This window comes from Arthrobacter zhaoxinii (genome assembly GCF_025244925.1).
In the GTDB taxonomy this organism is placed as follows: Bacteria; Actinomycetota; Actinomycetes; order Actinomycetales; family Micrococcaceae; genus Arthrobacter_B; species Arthrobacter_B zhaoxinii.
Genome location: NZ_CP104275.1, coordinates 2092016 through 2111960 on the forward strand (window position 1 = coordinate 2092016; position 19945 = coordinate 2111960).

The window sequence follows — 19945 nt, forward strand, 5'->3', positions numbered from 1 at the left end:
TGCTTATTCGGACTCGGCGCCGGCGGGGGCGTCCTCGAGCTGAAGGTCAACCTCGGGGCAGTCCTTCCACAGGCGCTCCAGTGCATAGAACACCCGGTCTTCCTCGTGCTGGACGTGCACCACGACGTTGGCGTAGTCGAGCAGGACCCAGCGGCCTTCGCTGCGGCCCTCACGGCGTACGGGCTTGAGGTCCATCTTGGACAGTTCCTCTTCGATGCCGTCAACAATGGCGTTGACCTGGCGTTCGTTCGACGCCGAGGCAATGAGGAAGACGTCCGTAATGGCGAGCCGTTCGCTCACGTCAATTGCGACGATATCGTCCGCAATCTTGGCCGACGCCGCTTTGGCCGCCGCCCGTGCAATGGCGATGGAAGATTCGGTGGCGCTCAAAGTGTGTCTCCTTGGGGTAATCGGTCAGCTGCCAAGGCGGCCGACGATCATTAGTATTCCGACGATCAGGGCAAGTGCGCCCAGACCTGCAACACCGGCAGCCGCAAAACGCAGCTTCCGGGTACGGCCGAGTCCGGCCGTCATAACATCTAGGGGGTCGAGTCCGAAGGCACTGCGGGCCCCGACGGGGGTGGCAGCGTCCTCGGATTCAGGTGTTGCGCTGACCGGCGCATCCGTGCGGGCGAGGGCCCGGGAACGGCGCACATCCGTAGCGCCGACCGGCACCCGGCGCGGCACGGAGGCCGGACGCTGGGCGGGAACCGCGGCCGGAGCCGCCCGCTGCGTTGCCGCGGTAACGATGGGCACATGCGAGGTGGGCGGTGCCTTCATCACGGGATGCTCCATCCCGGGAACCGAAACGAATTCGAGCGGTGTCACCATGGCCAGGTTGTGGGCAGTGCTCGGATCGCCGGTGGAGGGCCGGCGCTGCTCGTTCTCCTCCGACAGCTTCCGGATGACCTCCGTCCGCCGGTTCAGGACCTTGGCGCGTTCGGCCAGGGCCTTCTGCTGCGCCAGCAGTTCGAGATCCACTGCCTGCGGATCCGCCGACTGCAGGGCTTCCATGGCTGCAACCTGGTTGCGGGCCTGGCCTTCGAGTGCCTGGCGGGCGGCCAGTGCCTGTTCCACGCTCATGCCTTCGACGTCGGCGTTGGGGTCCGTGCCGGCCGCCGCAGCGGGATCCTCTGCGACGGATTCCGTCGCCCCGGAAGGGCCGGCTTCCGTTGCCGGGTGCCGGGTCTCCTGCTCCGCCGGTGCGGCGGCACGCTGGCTCTCCTGCCGCCGTCGTTCCCGGCGCGCGGGTACAGGGGCGGAGGAAGTATCGGGTGCGGACAGGTCTGTCGGCGAAACGGCAGGTGACGGGTCAACCGGTTCGGAGGACACCGCGGTGGTGGTTCCCGGCAGGGCACCTGCTGCTGCTGCGCGCTGCTGTTGCTGCTGCCTCAGCTGCCGGCGGGTGGGCAGGGCGGACTCAGGGTCCCGGCGCTCCTGCGTCTCGGTCAGGGCCTTGTACGCACGCAGCGCCTCCCGGTCACGGGCACGCTGCTGGGACTCACGTTCCCGCGGCCCGGCCGGGGAATCCACGGGTACGTCAGCCGCCCTGCGGCTGCGCCGCGGCGCGGACTCTGGACCGTTCGTCATTTCCTACCCATCCGGTATCTGTCTTTACGCTACTGGTTCTGTTTCGGTTTCCGCGGAGCTCTCGGCCTGCCGTCCGGCGGCATACAGACGGTGCTTCGCAATGTACTGCACCACTCCGTCCGGTACGAGGTACCAGACCGGCTTGCCCCCTGCCACGCGGCGCCGGCAGTCGGTGGAGGAGATCGCCATGGCCGGCACCTCCATCAGGGAGACGTCGTCGCGGCCCACGTTTTCCAGCACATGCCCGGGCCGTGTCACTCCCACGAAGTGGGCCAGCGACCACAGTTCCTGGATGTCCTTCCAGGACAGGATCTGCGCCATCGCGTCCGCACCGGTGATGAAGTACAGCTCGGCCTCGGGGCGCGCTGCCTTCAGGTCCCGCAGGGTGTCGATGGTGTACGTGGGGCCGGGCCGGTCAATGTCGACACGGCTCACCGTGAAGCGGGGGTTCGATGCAGTGGCGATGACCGTCATGAGGTACCGGTGTTCCGCCGGGCTCACCTGCTGGGCGGCCGGCTTGTGCCACGGATCGCCGGTGGGTACAAAGACAACCTCGTCCAGATCGAACGTGGACGCCACTTCGCTTGCGGCCACCAGGTGGCCGTGATGAATCGGGTCGAACGTTCCGCCCATGACTCCCAGCCGGAACCTGCGTTTTCCGTTGCTGTCTGTCCGCTGCGGTTCACCCATGGGCAGGAACGCCTCCGCTGGATTCACGTACCAGGTCAGTCCCGGATCGCCTGGCCGTGGTCATGCTTGTTCGTGAACTGCCGCTGGGGATCAACGTGCTCCGCCTCGGCCGAGTGGCGGTTGCCCACGTTGCTGAAGGACACGGTGATCAGCATCAGCAACAGCAGCGCCGCAAAGATGACCCCGCCGTAGACGTACGGAGACGCCGGCAGTTCAACGTGGTGTTCTTCGGCAGCAGTAAACACGGCGCTCGTGAGCTGGATCAGCATGTATCTCCCCTAGAGATTGATAGGTTCCGCCGGGCAGCCGGCGGAATGGGTTCTGAGTCAATGGTACGCGTAACGGAGTGCACATCGCAGCCGGGCAGATCACGGCGCGTACCGGGCGGAACTAGTCGCGGATCTGCCCGTCGCCCTGGATGATCCATTTGGTAGTGGTCAGTTCCTTCAACCCCATGGGACCGCGGGCATGCATCTTCTGCGTGGAAATTCCGACTTCGGCTCCCAGGCCCAGCTCTCCCCCGTCGGTGAACCTGGTGGAGGCATTAACAATCACAGCGGCCGAATCAATCTCGGCGATGAAACGCTCGGCATTGGCGAGGTCGTTGGTGATGATCGCCTCCGTGTGCCCGGTGGTCCAGCGCCGGATGTGCCCGAGGGCATCGTCGAGGGTGTCCACCACCGCCACGGCCAGGTCAAGGTCCATGTACTCACGCCCCCAGTCGCCGTCGTCGGCGGGTTCGGCAGTCACGCCGGCAGGAAGCAGCTCCATGGCACGGGCGTCGGCATGGAGGCGGACGCCGGCGGCGGCCAGGGCAGCGAGGACGTCCGGAGCCGCCGGAGCACCTTCGTGGATGAGCAGGGTTTCCACGGTGTTGCAGACGCTGGGACGCTGTGTCTTGGCGTTGAGGAGGATATCGACGGCCATCTCCACCGGAGCACTTTGGTCGAGGAAGATATGCACGTTGCCCTCCCCCGTTTCGATGACGGGGACGGTGGCGTTGGTGACCACCGACTGGATCAGGGACCGGCCGCCGCGGGGAATCAGCACATCCACCCGGCCGCGTGCCTTCATGAGTACGTTGGCGCCCTCGCGCCCGTACTGGTCCACACTCTGCACCGCATCGGCAGGCAGGCCGACGTCCTCGAGGGAGTCACGGATGATCTCCACCAGGACGGCGTTGGTGGCCGCTGCTGCGCTGCCTCCGCGCAGGAGTACCGCGTTGCCGCTTTTCAGTGCCAGTCCGGCAATATCGAGCGTGACGTTGGGGCGTGCCTCGTAGATGGCTGCCACCACGCCCATGGGTACGTGGACCTGGCGCAGCCGCAGGCCGTTGGGCAGTGTCTGGCCGCGGGCAACCGATCCCACCGGATCCGGCAGCCCGGCAAGGTTCTCCAGTGCCGCAGCCAGTGCGGTGATCCGCGCGGGTGTCAGCGACAGCCGGTCCAGCAGAGCCGTTGAGGTGCCGTTCTCCCGGCCTGCCGCGACATCCCTGGCGTTGGCGGCGAGGATGGCGGCCTGTTTCGCGTTGACGTTCTGCGCGATCTGCCGCAGGGCACGGTCCTTCCAGGCGCGGTTGGCCCGGGCCAGGCGCCGGGAGGCGGTGCGGGAGCGGTCGGCGAGGGCATGGACCCGGGCTTCGACGCCGGCGTCTGCCTCGGGATCGGTGCCGGCGGACCCCGGCTCGGCGGCCGCTGCCTCAGTTGTGTTCACGGAAGTCATGATCCCAGTGTAGGTCCGGTGCCGGCATCCGGCCCGGGTGCCGGTGCTTCGTTGGGATGCAGGAGAACGAGGTCGTTGACGTGCACCACCGCACGTTCATATCCGCGTCCCAGCTCGCGGGACAGTTCGCGGGTGGAGCGGCCGAGCATGGAGGGCAGCTCGTCGGAACCGTAGTTGGTCAGGCCATGGGCAATCACGCGGCCCGCGGTGTCAGCCAGGGCAACGGCGTCACCGGGCTCGAACTGCCCTTTCACAGCAGTGATTCCCGCCGGCAGCAGTGAACGGTGCCGGTCCCCCACCGCCCTTGCCGCGCCGTCGTCGAGCACCAGGGTGCCTTGAATGCGGGCGAGGTGGGCGAGCCACAGCAGGCGGATGGACCGACGCCGGCCGCGGGTGGTGAACCAGGTGCCCACGTCTTCTCCGGCCAGCGCAGCGGCGGCGTTGGCCGTGGACGTGACCAGGGCCGGGATGCCCGATTCCGCGGCAATGGTGGCCGCTTCGACCTTGGTCGCCATCCCGCCCGTCCCGACGCCGGCCTTGCCCACCTTGCCGATCCGCACGTCCGCCAGGTCCTTGGGACCGGTGACTTCGGGGATGCGGCGGGCACCCTCGGACGGCGGACCGTCATAGAGGGCGTCGACGTCGGAGAGCAGGATAAGCGCGTCCGCCTTCACGAGGTGCGCCACCAGGGCGGCCAGGCGGTCATTGTCGCCGAAGCGGATCTCGTGGCTGGCGACGGCGTCGTTTTCATTGACAATCGGCAGCACGCCGAAGTTCAGCAGCCGCTCCATGGCCCGGTGCGCGTTGGCGTGATGGGCCCGGCGCATCAGGTCCTCGATGGTGAGCAGCACCTGGCTGACCGTGACGCCGTGCGCACTGAAGGCGGAGGTGTAGCGGGCCATCAGGAGGCCCTGGCCGACGCTGGCGGCAGCCTGCTGGGAGGAAAGCTGGGCCGGGCGCTTGGTCAGTCCCAGCGGCGCCAACCCGGCGCTGATAGCGCCGGAGGAGACCAGGATGATTTCGGTGCCCTGCGCATGCCGGGCGGAAAGCACATCGGCCAGGGACTTCAGGGCAGAGTCGGAGATCCCGCCCGCCACGGAGGTCAGGGACGAGGAGCCCACTTTGACGACCACCCGGCGGGCCCGGGCCAGACCGGAGCGTGAGGTCAGCGCACGGCGGGCAGGCGGGGCGAATTCATTTTGTTCACTCATAACCTGCCCAGCCTATGCGCTGCGCCTCATCCCTACCGGGACTATGAAGGAGTTACTCCCCTTCGTTACCCTCGACGTCCGCAGGGCGGGAGGAGTGCTTGTAGTTCACGGACTCGGTCCAGATGCCTGCCTTGCGCTCTGCTTCGAGCTCGTCGCGGGCCGCGGCGCGGGCTTCCTTGCGCTTCTGGTGGTCGCCGCGCTTTTCCTCGCGGGTCGGGCGGGAGAAGTCCTCCACTCGGATGTCGCTGCCTCGCGGGGAAGCGGCAAGCAGTTCCGCTCCGCCGATCATCGTGGGCTCCCAGTCGAAGACGACGCCGTCGCCCTCGCCGATGACCACGGCGTCACCGGGCTTGGCGCCTTCCTTGAACAGTTTCTCCTCCACGCCCAGCTTGGCCAGGCGGTCCGCCAGGTAGCCAACGGCTTCGTCATTGGTGAAGTCGGTCTGCTGGACCCAGCGAACCGGCTTCTCGCCCAGGACGCGGAAGAGCGGCTCGAGGTTGCGCTCCTCGCGGCGGATCAGGAAGCCGCCCTTGTAGTTGACGCCGCGCGGCTTCAGGACCGGCGGCTGGATGCGCGGCGGAGCCTTCTCCACGGCATCGCGGGCGTCCTTGACGATGGCAGCCATGGCGAACCCGAGTTCACGCAGGCCTTCATGGCTGGACGCGGAAACCTCGAACACGCGGTAGCCGCGCTTCTCCAGTTCCGGCCGGACGAACTCGGCCATGTCGCGGCCGTCAGGAACGTCCACCTTGTTCAGTGCGACAAGGCGGGGACGGCGGTTCAGCGGCACGACGTCGCCGTCGGTGCCCGCGTAGCTCATGTCCACTTCGTACTTCTCGAGCTCGCGCTCAATGACTTCCAGGTCCCCAATGGGGTCGCGGTCCGTTTCCAGTGCGGCACAATCCAGCACGTGCACCAGGGCGGCGCAGCGTTCCACGTGGCGCAGGAAGTTGTGGCCCAGGCCCTTGCCTTCCGAGGCGCCTTCAATCAGGCCGGGAACATCGGCGACGGTAAAGCGCACGTCACCGGACTGGACAACGCCCAGGTTCGGGATCAGCGTGGTGAAGGGGTAGTCGGCAATCTTCGGCCGGGCCGCGGAGATCGCGGCAATCAGCGAGGACTTGCCGGCCGACGGGAAGCCGACCAGTGCAATATCGGCAATGGACTTCAGCTCCAGGACAATGTCGGCCTCTTCGCCGGGGACGCCCAGCAGCGCGAATCCGGGAGCCTTGCGCTTCTGCGAGGAAAGCGAGGAGTTGCCGAGGCCGCCCTGGCCACCGGCGGCAGCGATGTACTCGGCGCCCTCCCCGACCAGGTCCGCCAGGACCTCGCCGGCCTTGTTCTTGACGACGGTGCCGTCCGGCACCGAAAGGATCAGCGTCTCGCCGGTCTTGCCCGCGCGCCAGTCACCCATTCCGTTGCCGCCGTTGGTGGCGTGCCGGTGCGGGGCGTGGTGGTAGTCGAGCAGGGTGGTGGTATTCGTGTCAACGCGCAGGATGACGTCGCCGCCGTCGCCGCCGTTGCCGCCGTCGGGCCCACCCAGGGGCTTGAACTTTTCACGCTTGACGGACACGCAACCATGGCCGCCTGTACCGCCCGAAACGTGCAGCACTACGCGGTCTACAAAGCTGGCCATGGTTCTCCTTCAGAGGAACTTCTTGATCATGCCAATTCTACTTGGCTTAAAAAACGACGGGGCGGGCCATCAAGGCCCGCCCCGTCGGAAAAGCTAAATGCCGGTGATTACTCGGCGGCTGCAGCAGCCACGATGTTCACGACGCGGCGGCCACGACGGCTGCCGAATTCAACTGCGCCTGCTTCCAGGGCGAACAGGGTGTCATCGCCTCCGCGACCAACGCCCTCACCCGGGTGGAAGTGGGTGCCGCGCTGGCGAACGATGATTTCGCCTGCCTTGACAACCTGGCCGCCGAAACGCTTTACGCCGAGGTACTGGGCGTTGGAGTCGCGACCGTTGCGAGTGGAACTCGCACCTTTCTTATGTGCCATTTCTTTGCCTGCCTTTGCTAACTGATATTGAAACCCTCAGGCGGGATCACACCCGCGTTCCCGGCCCTGGGGCCGGCAGGAGAATCAGGAGTTGATGGACGTAACCTTGACCTTGGTCAGCGAGGAGCGGTAGCCCTGACGCTTCTTGTAGCCGGTCTTGTTCTTGAACTTCTGGATGACAATCTTCGGACCCCGGAAGTTCTCGACGATTTCTGCAGTCACGGTAACCTTGGCCAGGTCCTGTGCAGCAGAGGTGACCTTGTCGCCATCAACCAAAAGCAGGGCAGGCAGCTCAAAGGTGCTACCGGCTCCACCGGGGACGCGGTCCAGGGTTACGAGGTCTCCGACGGAAACCTTTTCTTGGCGGCCGCCAGCGCGGACAATCGCGTACACCACTTGGGAACTCACTTCTCTCGACGTTTAATACTTGGATGCGCATTTAGCCAGATCCAGATTGGACCCGCCTTGCGCCATGCAGTTGCGCCTGAACCGATAAACGGTTGGAAGGCGTTCGCACCGAAGTTCAAGGCTACGCTAACGGGCCCGTAACCCGCAAATGCGCTGTGCATCTGCGGAGCCGACCCACGCGCCACCGAACCGGTGCCACTGCTCGGTCTCTACTTTATCCCATGGACCCGGTGTTGCGGGCATCGGACCCGCCCCGGAGCGGCGGACCCGGTTAAACACCTGCGGGCGGCCCGCCCCCTTAGGGGACAGACCGCCCGCAGACGGGAGGACGAAGCGGTTACAGCTCGGAGGCGGGTACGCCCACACCCAGGATCACCGGGGCCGCAGCTCCGGCTTTCTCTTCCTGAGCAGCCGGCCTGCCTGCGGCCGTGACCGTATGCCGTGCCGGGACAGAGGGAACCGTGTCCCCTGCAGCCGGTGCCGTGACCTCCGCAGCACCCTGGGGGCTGCTTGCTGCCCTGCGCCGGCGCGCCGGGCGGACGGGTGCTTCCGGTGCCGCAGCCGGTGTCTCGGGCCTGCGGACGGATTTCGGCTCAGCCGCCTGCTTCTGCTCCTGTTCCTGCTCCTGCTCCTGCTCCACCGAGCGCGACACGGCCGAGGCTGCCTCGTTGAAGGCCTCCGTGAGGCTTTCCAGTGTCAGGGCAGGCTCTTCCTTGACCGGACGACGCCGCTGGCGGCGGGGAACCACTACGGTTTCTCCCTGGATGTTCAACACTGCACCGGGTTCGGTGTCGGACTCGTCGCCGGCTCCCTGATCCGCTGCCGGGGTTCCACCGTTGCCGTTGGCTGCGGCATCCACTACCTCGTGCGCGGCAGCAGTAGCGGCCGCGATGCTGGCGAGGGCGGCGCGAGCGGCTTCGGCCTTTGCCTGCCGCTCGGCATCCTCCTGCACCGGCTCGTCCGGCTGCGGCTGTTCTTCCGCTGCCTGGACGTTGCCGTTCTGTCCACGGCTGCGGTTGCGCTTCCGGTCCCCGCGGGACTGCTTCTCCTGCTTGAGGTGCTGCTGGTGGTTCTCGTCGGCAACCGCGTGGCCGTTGCCGGACGGAGTGTGGCTGGTGCTGCGGCGGTGCTCCACGGGTACGTCCTGGGTGACGACGCCGCGGCCGTCGCAGTGTTCGCAGGTCTCGCCGAAGACTTCCAGCAGGCCGGTGCCCATGCGCTTGCGTGTCATCTGGACCAGGCCGAGCGAGGTGACCTCTGCCACCTGGTGCTTGGTCCGGTCCCGGCCCAGGCACTCCACCAGGCGGCGCAGCACCAGGTCGCGGTTGGCTTCAAGGACCATGTCGATGAAGTCGATCACGATGATGCCGCCGATGTCGCGCAGGCGCAGCTGGCGGACCACTTCTTCGGCTGCTTCAAGGTTGTTCTTGGTGACGGTCTCTTCCAGGTTGCCGCCGCTGCCGGTGAACTTGCCCGTATTCACGTCCACCACGGTCATGGCTTCGGTGCGGTCAATCACCAGGGAACCGCCCGAGGGCAGGAACACCTTGCGGTCCAGGGCCTTCGCAATCTGCTCGTCGATGCGGTGGGCCGAGAAGATGTCCTCGTCCTTCATCCACTTCTCGAGCCGCCCCACGAGGTCCGGTGCCACGTACGTGACATAGGCCTCGATGGTGTCCCAGGCTTCCTCACCGGAGACCACAAGCTTGGAGAAGTCCTCGTTGAAGACGTCCCGGACCACCTTGATGGTCAGGTCCGGCTCGCCGTACAGGAGCTCCGGCGGCAGCGTCTTGGTGGACTTGGACTTCGCCTCGATGGTCTCCCACTGCGCGCGGAGGCGGTTGATGTCATTCATCAACTCTTCCTCGCTGGCGCCTTCAGCGGCGGTGCGCACAATGACGCCCGCGTTTTCCGGCAGGTGGTCCTTGAGGATCTTCTTGAGCCGGTTGCGCTCGACGTCGGGCAGCTTGCGCGAGATGCCGGTCATCGATCCGCCCGGAACGTACACGAGGTAGCGGCCGGGCAGGGAGATCTGGCTGGTCAGGCGTGCGCCCTTGTGGCCCACCGGGTCCTTGGTGACCTGCACCAGGACGGAGTCGCCGGACTTGAGCGCCAGTTCGATGCGGCGCGGCTGGCCGTCGAGGCCGGCGGCGTCCCAGTTGACCTCGCCGGCATACAGCACGGCATTGCGTCCGCGGCCGATGTCCACGAAGGCTGCCTCCATGCTGGGCAGCACGTTCTGGACCTTGCCGACATAGACGTTGCCGATGAGCGAGTCCTGCTGGGTGTTGGAGACGAAGTGCTCCGCGAGGATGCCGTCCTCCAGCACACCGATCTGGATCCGCTCGTCGCGCTGGCGGACAATCATCTGCCGGTCAACGGATTCCCGGCGGGCCAGGAACTCGGCCTCGGTGATCACGTGGCGGCGGCGGCCGGACTCGCGGGACTCGCGGCGGCGCTGCTTCTTGGCTTCCAGCCGGGTGGAACCCTTAACGCTGGTGACGCGGTCCGAGACCGGGGCGTCAGCGTGCGCACGGGGGGCACGCACCCGGGTCACGGTGTTGGGCGGATCGTCGTCCGCTCCCCCGGTCAGTTCCAGATCGGCGTCTCCGCGGCGGCGGCGGCGACGGCGGCGGGAGGTGACGCCGTCGGACTCGCTGTCCTCGGGGCCGGCGGACGGTTCTTCCGCAGAGGCTTCCTGTACGTTTGCCGGCTCCGTGCCCTGGCGGCTGCGGCCTCGGCGGGAACGGCGGCGCGGACGGCCCGAGTCTTCGGCACCCTCCTGCTCGTCCGTTTCCTCGGCTTCGGCGGGCTTGGCCACCGGCACGGAACGGACAGCAGTGAGGTCCGGGGCGTGGAACAGCACCGACGTGGGGGATTCCGGCACGGAGAACGGATCCAGTGCCGAGGTCGGCCCGGCGGCCTCGGCCTGTACCGGGGTCTCGGTCTTGACGGGCGCTTCGGCGGCGGCGGGCAGTACCGGCTCGGCGGGGGTTTCGGCGGGCTCCGCGGCGGCGGGCGTTGCCGACTCGGCCGAGCGTGCCGGGCCGGTGGGCGTGCTGGCACGGCGGCGGGCACGGGTTTTCGGTGCCGGCGCTTCAACAGCGGGTTCGGCAGTGTTGGTGGACTCGGGTCCGGCTGCCAGCGTTACCTCGTCGGCAGCGCGGGTTTCAACTGCGGCGGAGGTTTCAACTGCGGCGGGAGTTTCAACGGCGGCTGCGGCGTCGGCGGCAGGCTTCCTGGCCGGGCTGCGGCGCCGTCGGACCGTCTTGGCCGGGGTTTCGGACGGCGCGTCGGTTGAAGCGGCGCCGTCGGCGGGAACCGAATCCGCGGCGGCGGCCGCGGCTTCCGGGGTTTCCTCCGGTGCGGTCGGTGCTTCGGCGGCCGGTGCTGCCTTCTTGCGGGGTGCGCGTGTCCGCTTGGGCTTCTCAGCTGCGGGCGCCGGGGTGTCTGACGGGGTTTCGGCTGCCGGCGTTACCGCTGCTGCGGTGTCTGCCGCCGACTGCGGGGAAGAAACCGGAACGGACTTGCGGCGGCTGCGGGTGGCCTTCTTGACCGGGGCCGGCTGCTCGTCCGGCTGCACGGGGCTCTCCCCTGCCGTGCCGTTTTCTACAGGCAGTTCATTGGTTCCATTATTCTGATTAGTCATGTAGGCCTATGCTCCGGCCCTGCGGCACTGGCCACATTCCAATGCCCCAAGGCAATGTGTCGGCTGTGCGGTGGCATCGCAGCCAGCCCGCCAGCCGGAAGTCGTCTGGATGTCATTCGAGGTCGTGCCAGCTGTGGGGCGCGGTATCACTCGAAGACCAGCGGCGCTTTTCCTGCTACCCCTGCGGAACGGATATTTCGTTACGGCTGTTCTGGGTAGGTCTGGCCGGCGGATTCCCTGGTTCCCATCCGGATTGATGGGCTAACTACACGGGAAGCGTCACCGGCAGAACCGGAAGCCTGTCGCTGGACCGGCGGCGGAATGTGGTTCCGCCATCAGCCAAGCTTCATTATCGCATACGGCCGCCTTTTTGGCCTGCCTCTGCGCATAGACTCGACGCAGATAGTTACTTCTGCCGACTACTCCGTAAGGAGCTTCCGTGCCTTCCAGCGCAGCCCGTCCATCTTCCGGCGCCACCCCGGCCGACACCGCCGGCCTCCGGGATCCGGAGGGCGCAGCGGTCCGCCCGGAACGCCGGTCCTTTATCTGGACGCTGCTGGTTACCGCGGTTGTCGGCTGGGTGGCTTCCGGAATCCTGGTGATTGAACGCCTCCGCGTGTACGCGGACGCCAACTACATCACCAGCTGCGACATCAGTCCCTGGGTCTCCTGCGGGACGGTGTTCCAGACCTGGCAGGCGGCCATCTTCGGCTTCCCCAATCCGCTGATCGGCATCGTTGCCTTTGCCGTGGTGATCACCACGGCCATGGGGCTGCTGGCGGGTGCCCGTTTCGCCCGCTGGTACTGGATCGGCCTGCAGGTCGGCGTCACCCTCGGCATGGTGTTTGTTGTCTGGCTGTGGAGTCAGGCGCTGTTCGACATCTATGTACTGTGCATCTACTGCATCGTGGTGTGGGCTGCCATGATTCCGCTGTTCGTCTTCACCACCATCCGCAACCTGGCGGCCGGCGCCATACCGGCGCCGGCCGGGCTGGTCCGTTTCCTGACGGACTGGGCGTGGCCGCTGGTCGTCCTGCTCTGGGTGGCAACGGCCGCGTCGATCTTCTTCCGGTTCCTGAATTCGTTTGTAGGCGGCCAGTAGCCCTTCCCTAGGGATTCAGCGGAAGCCCCCAGGCCAGGACCACCGGGATCTCCTGCCCCTCCCAGGTAGCCGTCAGTGAGGGGTCCGGTGCCGTGCGCCCGTCCAGGTCCAGCAACCGCACCACGGAGAATTCCCACCCGCCCTCGGTCAGGACGGAGGTTGCCCAGCCCTCCGGATCGGAAGCGGGAGCTTCAACCAGCCCGGCGCCGTCGGGCATCCCCGTGCTGCTGACCTGCATGGTTTCGGGCAGCAGCTCGCGGGCGCCGTCGTTGTCCAGGTACTGGGCCGCCTGCGGCTGCCGGGAAAGGAGCGCGGCTTCCAGGGCCCGCGCATAGACCGGGTCACCGAGGGCATCGTAGACCCAGCGGTGGCCGAGGACGGAGTGCTCCATTTCGTTGATCAGGAATTGCTCCGCGCCTTCCAGCGGCGCCCCGCGGTAGGTCAGGGGAACCTGCACCACTGCCGATCCGGCTTCCACGATGGTGGTTTCCACCCCCACCTCCCCGTCGGGGTCGTCGAACCGGAAGGAAGCCAGCTTCCGGACCGTCACCGGCTCCGTTGAGGGAAACCACCACGTTCCCGGCAGCCAGCCGGAGATCAGTTCCATTTTGCCCGGACGCAGCTCGGCGTCGTATATAAGTGCCATGGGCACAGCCTAGGCGCCTTCCGGGAACCCGTGAGGAATTTCCCCCGCCGTTTCCCCGTTGCCGCAGAAGAAGGCGTGCGGACTTTTTACGCCGGCGCCACTTTTCGATCCATGAGGAGAACCATGCTCAGAACCATCCCTGCCCGCTCAGAAGGCCAGCGCACAGCACTTGTTGCCGGTGCCACCGGAATCGCGGGGGCAGCCCTGGTGGACCTGCTCTCGAGTGAGGGCTGGACCGTCCTGGCTCTGTCGCGGAAGGCCGGAAACCCCGACCCGGCACGTCCCGGCGTCGTTCCCGTTGCAGCGGACCTGGGCTCGCCCGAAAGCCTGGCGCAGGCGCTGGAAGGCGCCCGTCCCACACACGTGTTCTTCACCTCCTGGTCCCGGCAGGAAACGGAAGCGGAGAACATTGCGGTCAACTCCGCCATGGTCCGCAACCTCCTCACGGCGTTGGCGGATGCTCCCCTGGAGCACGTGGCCCTGATGACCGGGCTCAAGCACTACATGGGACCGTTCGAGGCCTACGGCGAGGGCCCCATGCCGGACACGCCGTTCTCCGAAGACGAGCCGCGGCTGCTGGTGGAGAACTTCTACTACGCGCAGGAAGACGAACTGATGGAAGCCGCCGAGCGGCAGGGCTTCGCCTGGTCCGTCCACCGCGCGCACACGGTGATCGGCTTCGCCGTCGGCAATGCGATGAACATGGGCCAGACCCTGGCCGTGCAGGCCACGCTCTGCCGTGAGCTCGGGATGCCGTTTGTCTTCCCCGGCTCCGAAACCCAGTGGAATTCAGTCACCGACATGACCGACGCCGGCCTGCTCGCCGAGCACATGCTCTGGGCGGCCACGGATGCGAACACCGCCAATGAGGCCTTCAACGTGGTCAACGGCGACGTCTTCCGCTGGCGTTCGCTCTGGCCGCGGCTGGCCGAGGAATTCGGTGTGGAGCCGGTGGGCTTCGAATCCGTTCCGCGTCCGTTGGAAGAGCAAATGGCCGGCATGTCAGAAGCCTGGACCAAGATTGCCGACCGTCACGGCCTGGCCGAAGCGGATCTCGGACGGCTGGCGTCCTGGTGGCACACTGACGCGGACCTGGGCCGGAAGGTCGAAGTGCTCACGGATATGAGCAAGAGCCGGCTGGCCGGCTTCACCGGTTACCGCCGCACGGAGGACGCCTTCAAGGCGCTCTTTGCACGCCTGCGGAACGAAAAGCTGATTCCGTAACCTCCGGTTGCAGACAGAAGGGCCGGCACCATCACTGGTGCCGGCCCTTCGTCTATCCGTACTAGCTGAACCAGATACCGATTTCCCGTGCTGCGGACTCGGGCGAATCGGAGCCGTGGACCAGGTTCTGCTGGACCGCGGAGCCCCAGTCGCGGCCGAAGTCGCCGCGGATGGTGCCGGGGGCCGCCGTCGTGGGATCGGTGGTGCCGGCCAGGGACCGGAACCCTTCAATCACGCGCTGTCCCTCGAGGACTACGGCAACAACCGGGCCGCTGAGCATAAACTCCACCAGCGGTTCGTAGAACGGCTTGCCCTGGTGCTCGGCATAGTGCTCTTCGAGGATGGCGCGGGTAGCAGCGGTCTTCTTCAGCTCCGCCACGGTGTAACCCTTGGCTTCGATCCGCGCCAGGATGGCGCCGGTGAGCCGGCGCTCGACGCCGTCGGGCTTAATCAGGACAAGTGTGCGCTCGGTGCTCACGGTGTATCTCCTTGGAACGATCGGATATCGGATCTAAGCCTAGTCGGTGCCCGCTGTGGATCCGGGCCCGGCAGCAGCGTTTCCTTCTTCCGGGTGGGCCTTCTCCCATTCAGCCTGCATCCGGTCCCGTTCCCGGTTTTCCCGGTCCAGGCGCATCCCGGCCCGCAGGCCGTACCACCAGGTCATGGCGAACAGCACGCCGACGAAGAACATCATGGGATCCAGGAATCCGGTGGCGATGAGCACCAGCTGCAGAATCCATCCGATCAGCGGACCTGCCGGCTTGGAGAGCAGCGCACACGTTCCGATCATCGCCGCCGCGAGCAGGACGCCCCCGCCCAGGAGCAGCGGCGGGGAGATGGTGTCGCGGTGGACACCGAAGACGGCGAGCGTTCCGAACAGCACCACGAACGCTTCAAGCGTGAGGACCGTGGACGCGAACATCACCTTGACGGAACGGCGCTTCTTGGGCATGCCCGGGCGCCATTCGCGCTGCGCCTTGGTCAGTCTTGCCATAACTGCATGCCTACTTTCCGAGGAGGGTGCGCGCTTCGGCGACCACGGTGATGGAACCGACCACGAGCACGCCGCCGGAGAGGTCGTTGTTCTCCTCGGCCTTGGCCACGGCCCATTCGAGGGCGTTGTCCAGGCCTGCCTCGACCTGGATGTCTTCATCCGCAAAGCCTGCATCCACCGCGTCCTGGACCAGTTCGTCGGCGGGGATGGCCCGGGGCGAGCCGGACTGGGTCAGGACAACGCCGCTCACCAGGTCCCCCAGCTGCTCGCGGAGTTCGCTGAGGATGCCGACGGCGTCCTTCTCCGCCAGGATGCCGACCACCAGGACGAGCGTGGTGAAGTTGAACGCCTCGCGCAGTGCCTCGGCGGTCGCCTTGGCACCGGCGGGGTTGTGCGCGGCGTCGACGACGATGGTGGGAGCGGTCCGCACCACCTCCAGGCGGCCCGGCGAGGTGACGGTCAGGAACCCGGTCCGCAGCAGTTCGACGTCGAGCTCCTTCGTGCCGCCGCCGATGAAGGCTTCCAGCGCCGCCACGGCAACCGCTGCATTTTCGGCCTGGTGCGCACCGTGCAGGGGAACCTGGAGATCCTCGTAGCGGCCGGCGAGGCCGTTGATGGTGACCATCTGCCCGCCTACGGCCATCACGCGGGATTCCACGCCGAATTCGACGCCCTCGAACCGGAATGGAACGCCGGCCTCGTGTGCCTTTTCGAGCAGCACCTGCGCAGCCTCCATGGGCTGTGCGGCGCTGATGAGGAACCCGTCCTCCTTGATGATGCCGGCCTTTTCCCGGGCAATATCGGCGACGTCGTCGCCCAGCAGCTCGGTGTGGTCCAGCGAAATGGGTGTGACGACGGAGACGGTGCCGTCGCTGACGTTGGTGGCATCCGTGATGCCGCCGAGGCCGACCTCGATGACCGCCACGTCCACGGGCTCGTCCGCGAAGACCGCAAACGCGAGGATGGTTACGGCTTCGAAATAGGTCAGCCGGGGCTCGCCCTCGGCCTCGAGTTCGGCGTCGACAATGTCCAGGTAGGGATGGATCTCGTCCCAGATCCGGACAAACGTTTCATCGCTGACGGGCTCGCCGTCAATGCTGATCCGCTCGGTGACGCTGGTCAGGTGCGGGCTGGTGTAGCGGCCGGTGCGCAGTCCGTAGGCGCGCAGTCCTGCTTCGATCATGCGGGCCGTTGAGGTTTTGCCGTTGGTGCCGGTGATGTGGATGATCGGGAACGCCTTGTTCGGCTCCCCCAGCACTTCCATTGCCCGGAACAGCGGAGCCATGCGCGGCTCCATCTTGTTTTCCGGCGCGCGGCTGAGCAGTTCGGCATAAACGCTCTCCACCGAGAACCCGTCAATGGAACCGGACGGGCGGTCTGCTGAACTCATTAGATCTTCTCCACTGTGACGATGTACTTGTCGGCGTCGGTGTCGGCGCCGTCGGTGACCAGGTCGCCGGTGACCACCAGGTCATCGGTGAGCGTTTCGGCCTTCACCAGGTTCCCGTTGGCTTCGAGCGCGGCCGCTTCTTCCGCGCCAGTGCTGATGCGCGTGCGGATGCGGTCGCTGATGTGCAGGTCCGCGTCGCGGCGGGCCTGCTGGACGGCGCGGATGGCGTCGCGGGCGGCGCCTTCGGCAGCCAGTTCCGGGGTGACCTCGGTGTTCAGCACCAGGAATCCGATTCCGGGCAGCAACCCTATTTCGGTTTGACCGGTACCAGTTGCGACAGTTCGCATCTCGTACATGAACTGAGGGAGCTTTATGAACTCACCCTCGCCAATTTCTACGTTGAGCCCATCAGGCCCGCCAACAAACTTATTAGCATCTATGGCCTTTTTGATGACCGGGAGTTGTTTGCCAAATGATTTGCCGATCTCCCGGAAATTCAGCCTTAGCTCGCTGCCCAGTCCATACTCTTCGGCCCGCGCTTCCGACCAGTTCTCCAAGCGCACGGACTTCAGGTTCAGTTCATCGGCGATGATGGCCGCGAACTGTCCTTCAAGCGCGTCGGCATCCGGTGCCACTACGGTCATTTCGGACAGCGGAAGCCGCACTCGGAGGTTTGCAGCCTTGCGCAGCGAGGAACCCACGGAAGCGATCTTCCGGGTGGCTTCCATGCGTTCCACCAGTGCGGGGTCGCTCGGGAAGAGGTCGGCGTCCGGCCAGTCGGTCAGGTGCACGGAGCGCCCGCCGGTGAGGCCGCGCCAGATTTCCTCGCCGATGAGCGGCAGCAGCGGGGCTGCCACCCGGCACACGGTTTCCAGGCAGGTGTAGAGCACGTCGAAGGCCTGCGGATCCTCTTCGAAGAAGCGCGTGCGGCTGCGGCGGATGTACCAGTTGGTCAGCGTGTCCATGTAGGCGCGCAGGATCTCGCACGCCACGGACACGTCGTAGCCGTCCAGTGCCGTGCCCATGTCCCGGACCAGGTCGCCTGTGGCGGCGAGCAGGTAGCGGTCCAGCGGTTCGGTGGAGTCGTAGCAGGCCTTGGCCTCGTAGCCGTTGCCGTTGTTCGCGGCGTTGGTGTAGAGGCTGAAGAAGTGCCACACGTTCCACAGCGGCAGGATGGCCTGGCGGACACCGTCGCGGATCCCCTGTTCGGTGACAATCAGGTTGCCGCCGCGCAGGATCGGGGAGGCCATCAGGAACCAGCGCATGGCGTCGGATCCGTCGCGGTCCAGGACCTCGGAGACGTCCGGGTAGTTGCGCAGCGACTTGGACATCTTCTGTCCGTCGGAGCCGAGCACAATGCCGTGGCTGATGACGTTGCGGAAGGCGGGCCGGTCAAACAGTGCCGTGGCCAGCACGTGCAGGGTGTAGAACCAGCCGCGGGTCTGTCCGATGTACTCCACGATGAAGTCGCCGGGGTTGTGGCTTTCGAACCAGTCGGCGTTCTCGTGCGGGTAGTGCACCTGGGCGTACGGCATGGACCCGGAGTCGAACCACACATCCAGCACGTCCTCCACGCGGCGCATGGTGGACTGCCCGGTGGGATCGTCCGGGTTGGGGCGGGTCAGCTCGTCGATGAACGGGCGGTGCAGGTCCGGCTGGCCCTCCTTGTTCAGCGGCAGCCGGCCGAAGTCGGCTTCCATTTCCGCGAGCGAACCGTAGACGTCGGTGCGCGGGTAGTTGGGATCGTCCGAGACCCAGACCGGGATGGGGCTGCCCCAGTAGCGGTTGCGGCTGATGGACCAGTCACGGGCGTTTTCCAGCCATTTGCCGAACTGTCCGTCCTTGACGTTCTCCGGGATCCAGTTGATCTGCTGGTTCAGCTCGACCATGCGGTCCTTGATCTTGGTGACCTCCACAAACCAGGAGGAGACCGCCTTGTAGATCAGCGGGTTCCGGCAGCGCCAGCAGTGCGGGTAGCTGTGCTCGTAGCTGGCCTGGCGCAGCAGCCGGCCGTCCGCCTTCAGCACGCGGGTGATCAGCTTGTTGGCGTCGAAGACCTGCAGCCCGGCGATGTCGGCGAGCTCCCCGGTGCCGAACATGGGCAGGAACTTGCCGCCCTCGTCCACGGAGAGGATCACGGGGATGCCGTACTGCTCGCAGACCTTCTGGTCGTCTTCACCGTAGGCGGGTGCCTGGTGGACGATGCCGGTGCCGTCGGTGGTGGTGACGTAGTCGGCGGTGACGATCTGCCAGGCGTTGGCAGTGCCCCACTTCTCGGTGTCCGTGTAGTAGTTCCACAGCGGGGCGTAGCGCAGGCCGGCCAGGTCCGTGCCGAGGTGGACGGCGGTGACGGCAGCGCGGGCGGCCTCGGCGTCGTCGTACCCCAGGTCCTTAGCGTAGGAACCCACGAGGTCTTCAGCGAGCAGGAAGCGTCCCTCGCCTGCCTGCGTGCCCTTCGGACCGGCGGGCACGACGGCGTAGCGGACCTCGGGTCCGACGGCGAGGGCCATGTTGGTGGGCAGGGTCCAGGGAGTGGTGGTCCAGGCGATGGCCTGCACGCCTTCGAGCTCCGCGGAGAGCGCGTTGTCACCGGCGGTGATGGGGAAGGTGACCGTGACCGTCTGGTCCTGGCGCATCTTGTAGACGTCGTCATCCATGCGCAGCTCATGGTTGGACAGCGGCGTCTCGTCCTTCCAGCAGTACGGAAGCACGCGGAAGCCGCTGTAGGTCAGGCCCTTTTCGTGCAGGGTCTTGAACGCCCAGATGACCGATTCCATGTACTCGACGTTGAGCGTCTTGTAGTCGTTCTCGAAGTCCACCCAGCGGGCCTGGCGGGTGACGTAGTCCTGCCACTCACCGGCGTACTTCATGACGGAGGCACGGCAGGCATCGTTGAACTTGTCGATGCCCATCTTCTCGATCTGGACCTTGTCGCTCATGCCGAGCTGCTTCATGGCCTCGAGTTCGGCGGGCAGCCCGTGGGTGTCCCAGCCGAAGCGGCGTTCCACGCGGCGGCCGCGCTGGGTCTGGTAGCGGGCCACCAGGTCCTTCACGTAGCCGGTCAGCAGGTGTCCGTAGTGCGGCAGGCCGTTGGCGAAGGGCGGGCCGTCGTAGAAGACGAACTCGTTCTCGCCGTCTTTTCCGGCCGGCCGTGCGTCAATGGAAGCCTGGAAGGTGCCGTCCTTGTCCCAGTACTTCAGAACGCGTTCTTCGAGTTCCGGAAACCGGGGGGATGAGGGGACAGCGGCAGATGCTGCGTCGCCGGTGCTGGCTTTGGGGTATACAGAGGGCATATTCGTCATCCTGATAGCG

General features: G+C 66.4%; 17 protein-coding genes. 2 read left to right on the forward strand and 15 right to left on the reverse strand.

Going from position 1 to position 19945, the window contains the following annotated elements; all coding sequences use genetic code 11:
• Nucleotides 1–3 precede the first annotated feature (3 nt).
• From rsfS to N2K95_RS09865, 10 genes are all read right to left on the reverse strand, one after another.
• A complete protein-coding gene (gene rsfS, locus N2K95_RS09820) occupies nt 4–390 on the reverse strand; it encodes a ribosome silencing factor (protein ID WP_255791728.1) in 387 nt (128 codons plus the stop codon).
• Nucleotides 391–414: 24 nt separating this feature from the next.
• Nucleotides 415–1590, reverse strand: coding sequence for a hypothetical protein (locus N2K95_RS09825; RefSeq protein ID WP_260651421.1), 1176 nt, complete (start codon nt 1588–1590; stop codon nt 415–417).
• Between the two features lie 24 nt (nt 1591–1614).
• Nucleotides 1615–2223 (reverse strand): nicotinate-nucleotide adenylyltransferase, encoded by a 609-nt coding sequence (nadD, locus tag N2K95_RS09830; RefSeq protein WP_260653777.1) that lies wholly within the window; start codon nt 2221–2223, stop codon nt 1615–1617.
• Between the two features lie 92 nt (nt 2224–2315).
• Nucleotides 2316–2549, reverse strand: a complete 234-nt coding sequence (locus N2K95_RS09835; protein WP_255791722.1) for a hypothetical protein — start codon at nt 2547–2549, stop codon at nt 2316–2318.
• A gap of 121 nt (nt 2550–2670) precedes the next feature.
• A complete protein-coding gene (locus tag N2K95_RS09840; protein ID WP_260651422.1) occupies nt 2671–4002 on the reverse strand; it encodes a glutamate-5-semialdehyde dehydrogenase in 1332 nt (443 codons plus the stop codon).
• Nucleotides 3999–5213, reverse strand: coding sequence for a glutamate 5-kinase (proB, locus tag N2K95_RS09845; protein WP_260651423.1), 1215 nt, complete (start codon nt 5211–5213; stop codon nt 3999–4001). The genes N2K95_RS09840 and proB overlap by 4 nt, the downstream gene beginning before the upstream one ends.
• 52 nt (nt 5214–5265) lie before the next feature.
• Nucleotides 5266–6849, reverse strand: coding sequence for a GTPase ObgE (gene obgE, locus N2K95_RS09850; protein ID WP_260651424.1), 1584 nt, complete (start codon nt 6847–6849; stop codon nt 5266–5268).
• Between the two features lie 107 nt (nt 6850–6956).
• Nucleotides 6957–7220: a 50S ribosomal protein L27 gene (gene rpmA, locus N2K95_RS09855; protein ID WP_104053918.1), complete on the reverse strand. Its 264-nt coding sequence runs from the start codon at nt 7218–7220 to the stop codon at nt 6957–6959.
• An 84-nt stretch (nt 7221–7304) separates the two neighbouring features.
• Nucleotides 7305–7616, reverse strand: coding sequence for a 50S ribosomal protein L21 (gene rplU, locus N2K95_RS09860; RefSeq protein WP_146361875.1), 312 nt, complete (start codon nt 7614–7616; stop codon nt 7305–7307).
• A gap of 349 nt (nt 7617–7965) precedes the next feature.
• Nucleotides 7966–11277 carry a ribonuclease E/G gene (locus tag N2K95_RS09865; protein WP_260651425.1) on the reverse strand — a complete coding sequence of 1104 codons (3312 nt, stop codon included), beginning with the start codon at nt 11275–11277 and terminating at the stop codon, nt 7966–7968.
• 439 nt (nt 11278–11716) lie between these two features.
• On the opposite strand from N2K95_RS09865, the gene N2K95_RS09870 reads away from it, so the two are divergent.
• Nucleotides 11717–12379 carry a vitamin K epoxide reductase family protein gene (locus tag N2K95_RS09870; RefSeq protein WP_407080076.1) on the forward strand — a complete coding sequence of 221 codons (663 nt, stop codon included), beginning with the start codon at nt 11717–11719 and terminating at the stop codon, nt 12377–12379.
• Nucleotides 12380–12386: 7 nt separating this feature from the next.
• Here the strand turns inward: N2K95_RS09870 and N2K95_RS09875 are convergent, their stop codons facing one another.
• Nucleotides 12387–13025, reverse strand: a complete 639-nt coding sequence (locus N2K95_RS09875; protein WP_260651426.1) for a CG0192-related protein — start codon at nt 13023–13025, stop codon at nt 12387–12389.
• A gap of 123 nt (nt 13026–13148) precedes the next feature.
• On the opposite strand from N2K95_RS09875, the gene N2K95_RS09880 reads away from it, so the two are divergent.
• Nucleotides 13149–14249 (forward strand): SDR family oxidoreductase, encoded by a 1101-nt coding sequence (locus tag N2K95_RS09880; RefSeq protein WP_260651427.1) that lies wholly within the window; start codon nt 13149–13151, stop codon nt 14247–14249.
• A 61-nt stretch (nt 14250–14310) separates the two neighbouring features.
• Here N2K95_RS09880 and ndk read toward each other — a convergent pair whose 3' ends face one another.
• Genes ndk through ileS form a run of 4 tightly spaced genes read right to left on the reverse strand, consistent with a single transcriptional unit; the run spans nt 14311 to nt 19935 of the window.
• Nucleotides 14311–14727, reverse strand: a complete 417-nt coding sequence (gene ndk / locus N2K95_RS09885; protein WP_255791708.1) for a nucleoside-diphosphate kinase — start codon at nt 14725–14727, stop codon at nt 14311–14313.
• Nucleotides 14728–14766: 39 nt separating this feature from the next.
• Nucleotides 14767–15243 carry a DUF4233 domain-containing protein gene (locus N2K95_RS09890; protein ID WP_255791706.1) on the reverse strand — a complete coding sequence of 159 codons (477 nt, stop codon included), beginning with the start codon at nt 15241–15243 and terminating at the stop codon, nt 14767–14769.
• Between the two features lie 10 nt (nt 15244–15253).
• Nucleotides 15254–16633, reverse strand: coding sequence for a bifunctional folylpolyglutamate synthase/dihydrofolate synthase (locus N2K95_RS09895; protein ID WP_260651428.1), 1380 nt, complete (start codon nt 16631–16633; stop codon nt 15254–15256).
• Entirely contained in the window at nt 16633–19935 is a 3303-nt protein-coding gene (gene ileS, locus N2K95_RS09900; RefSeq protein WP_260651429.1) for an isoleucine--tRNA ligase, read from the reverse strand. Before ileS ends, N2K95_RS09895 begins: the two co-directional genes overlap by 1 nt.
• Nucleotides 19936–19945: the final 10 nt, after the last annotated feature.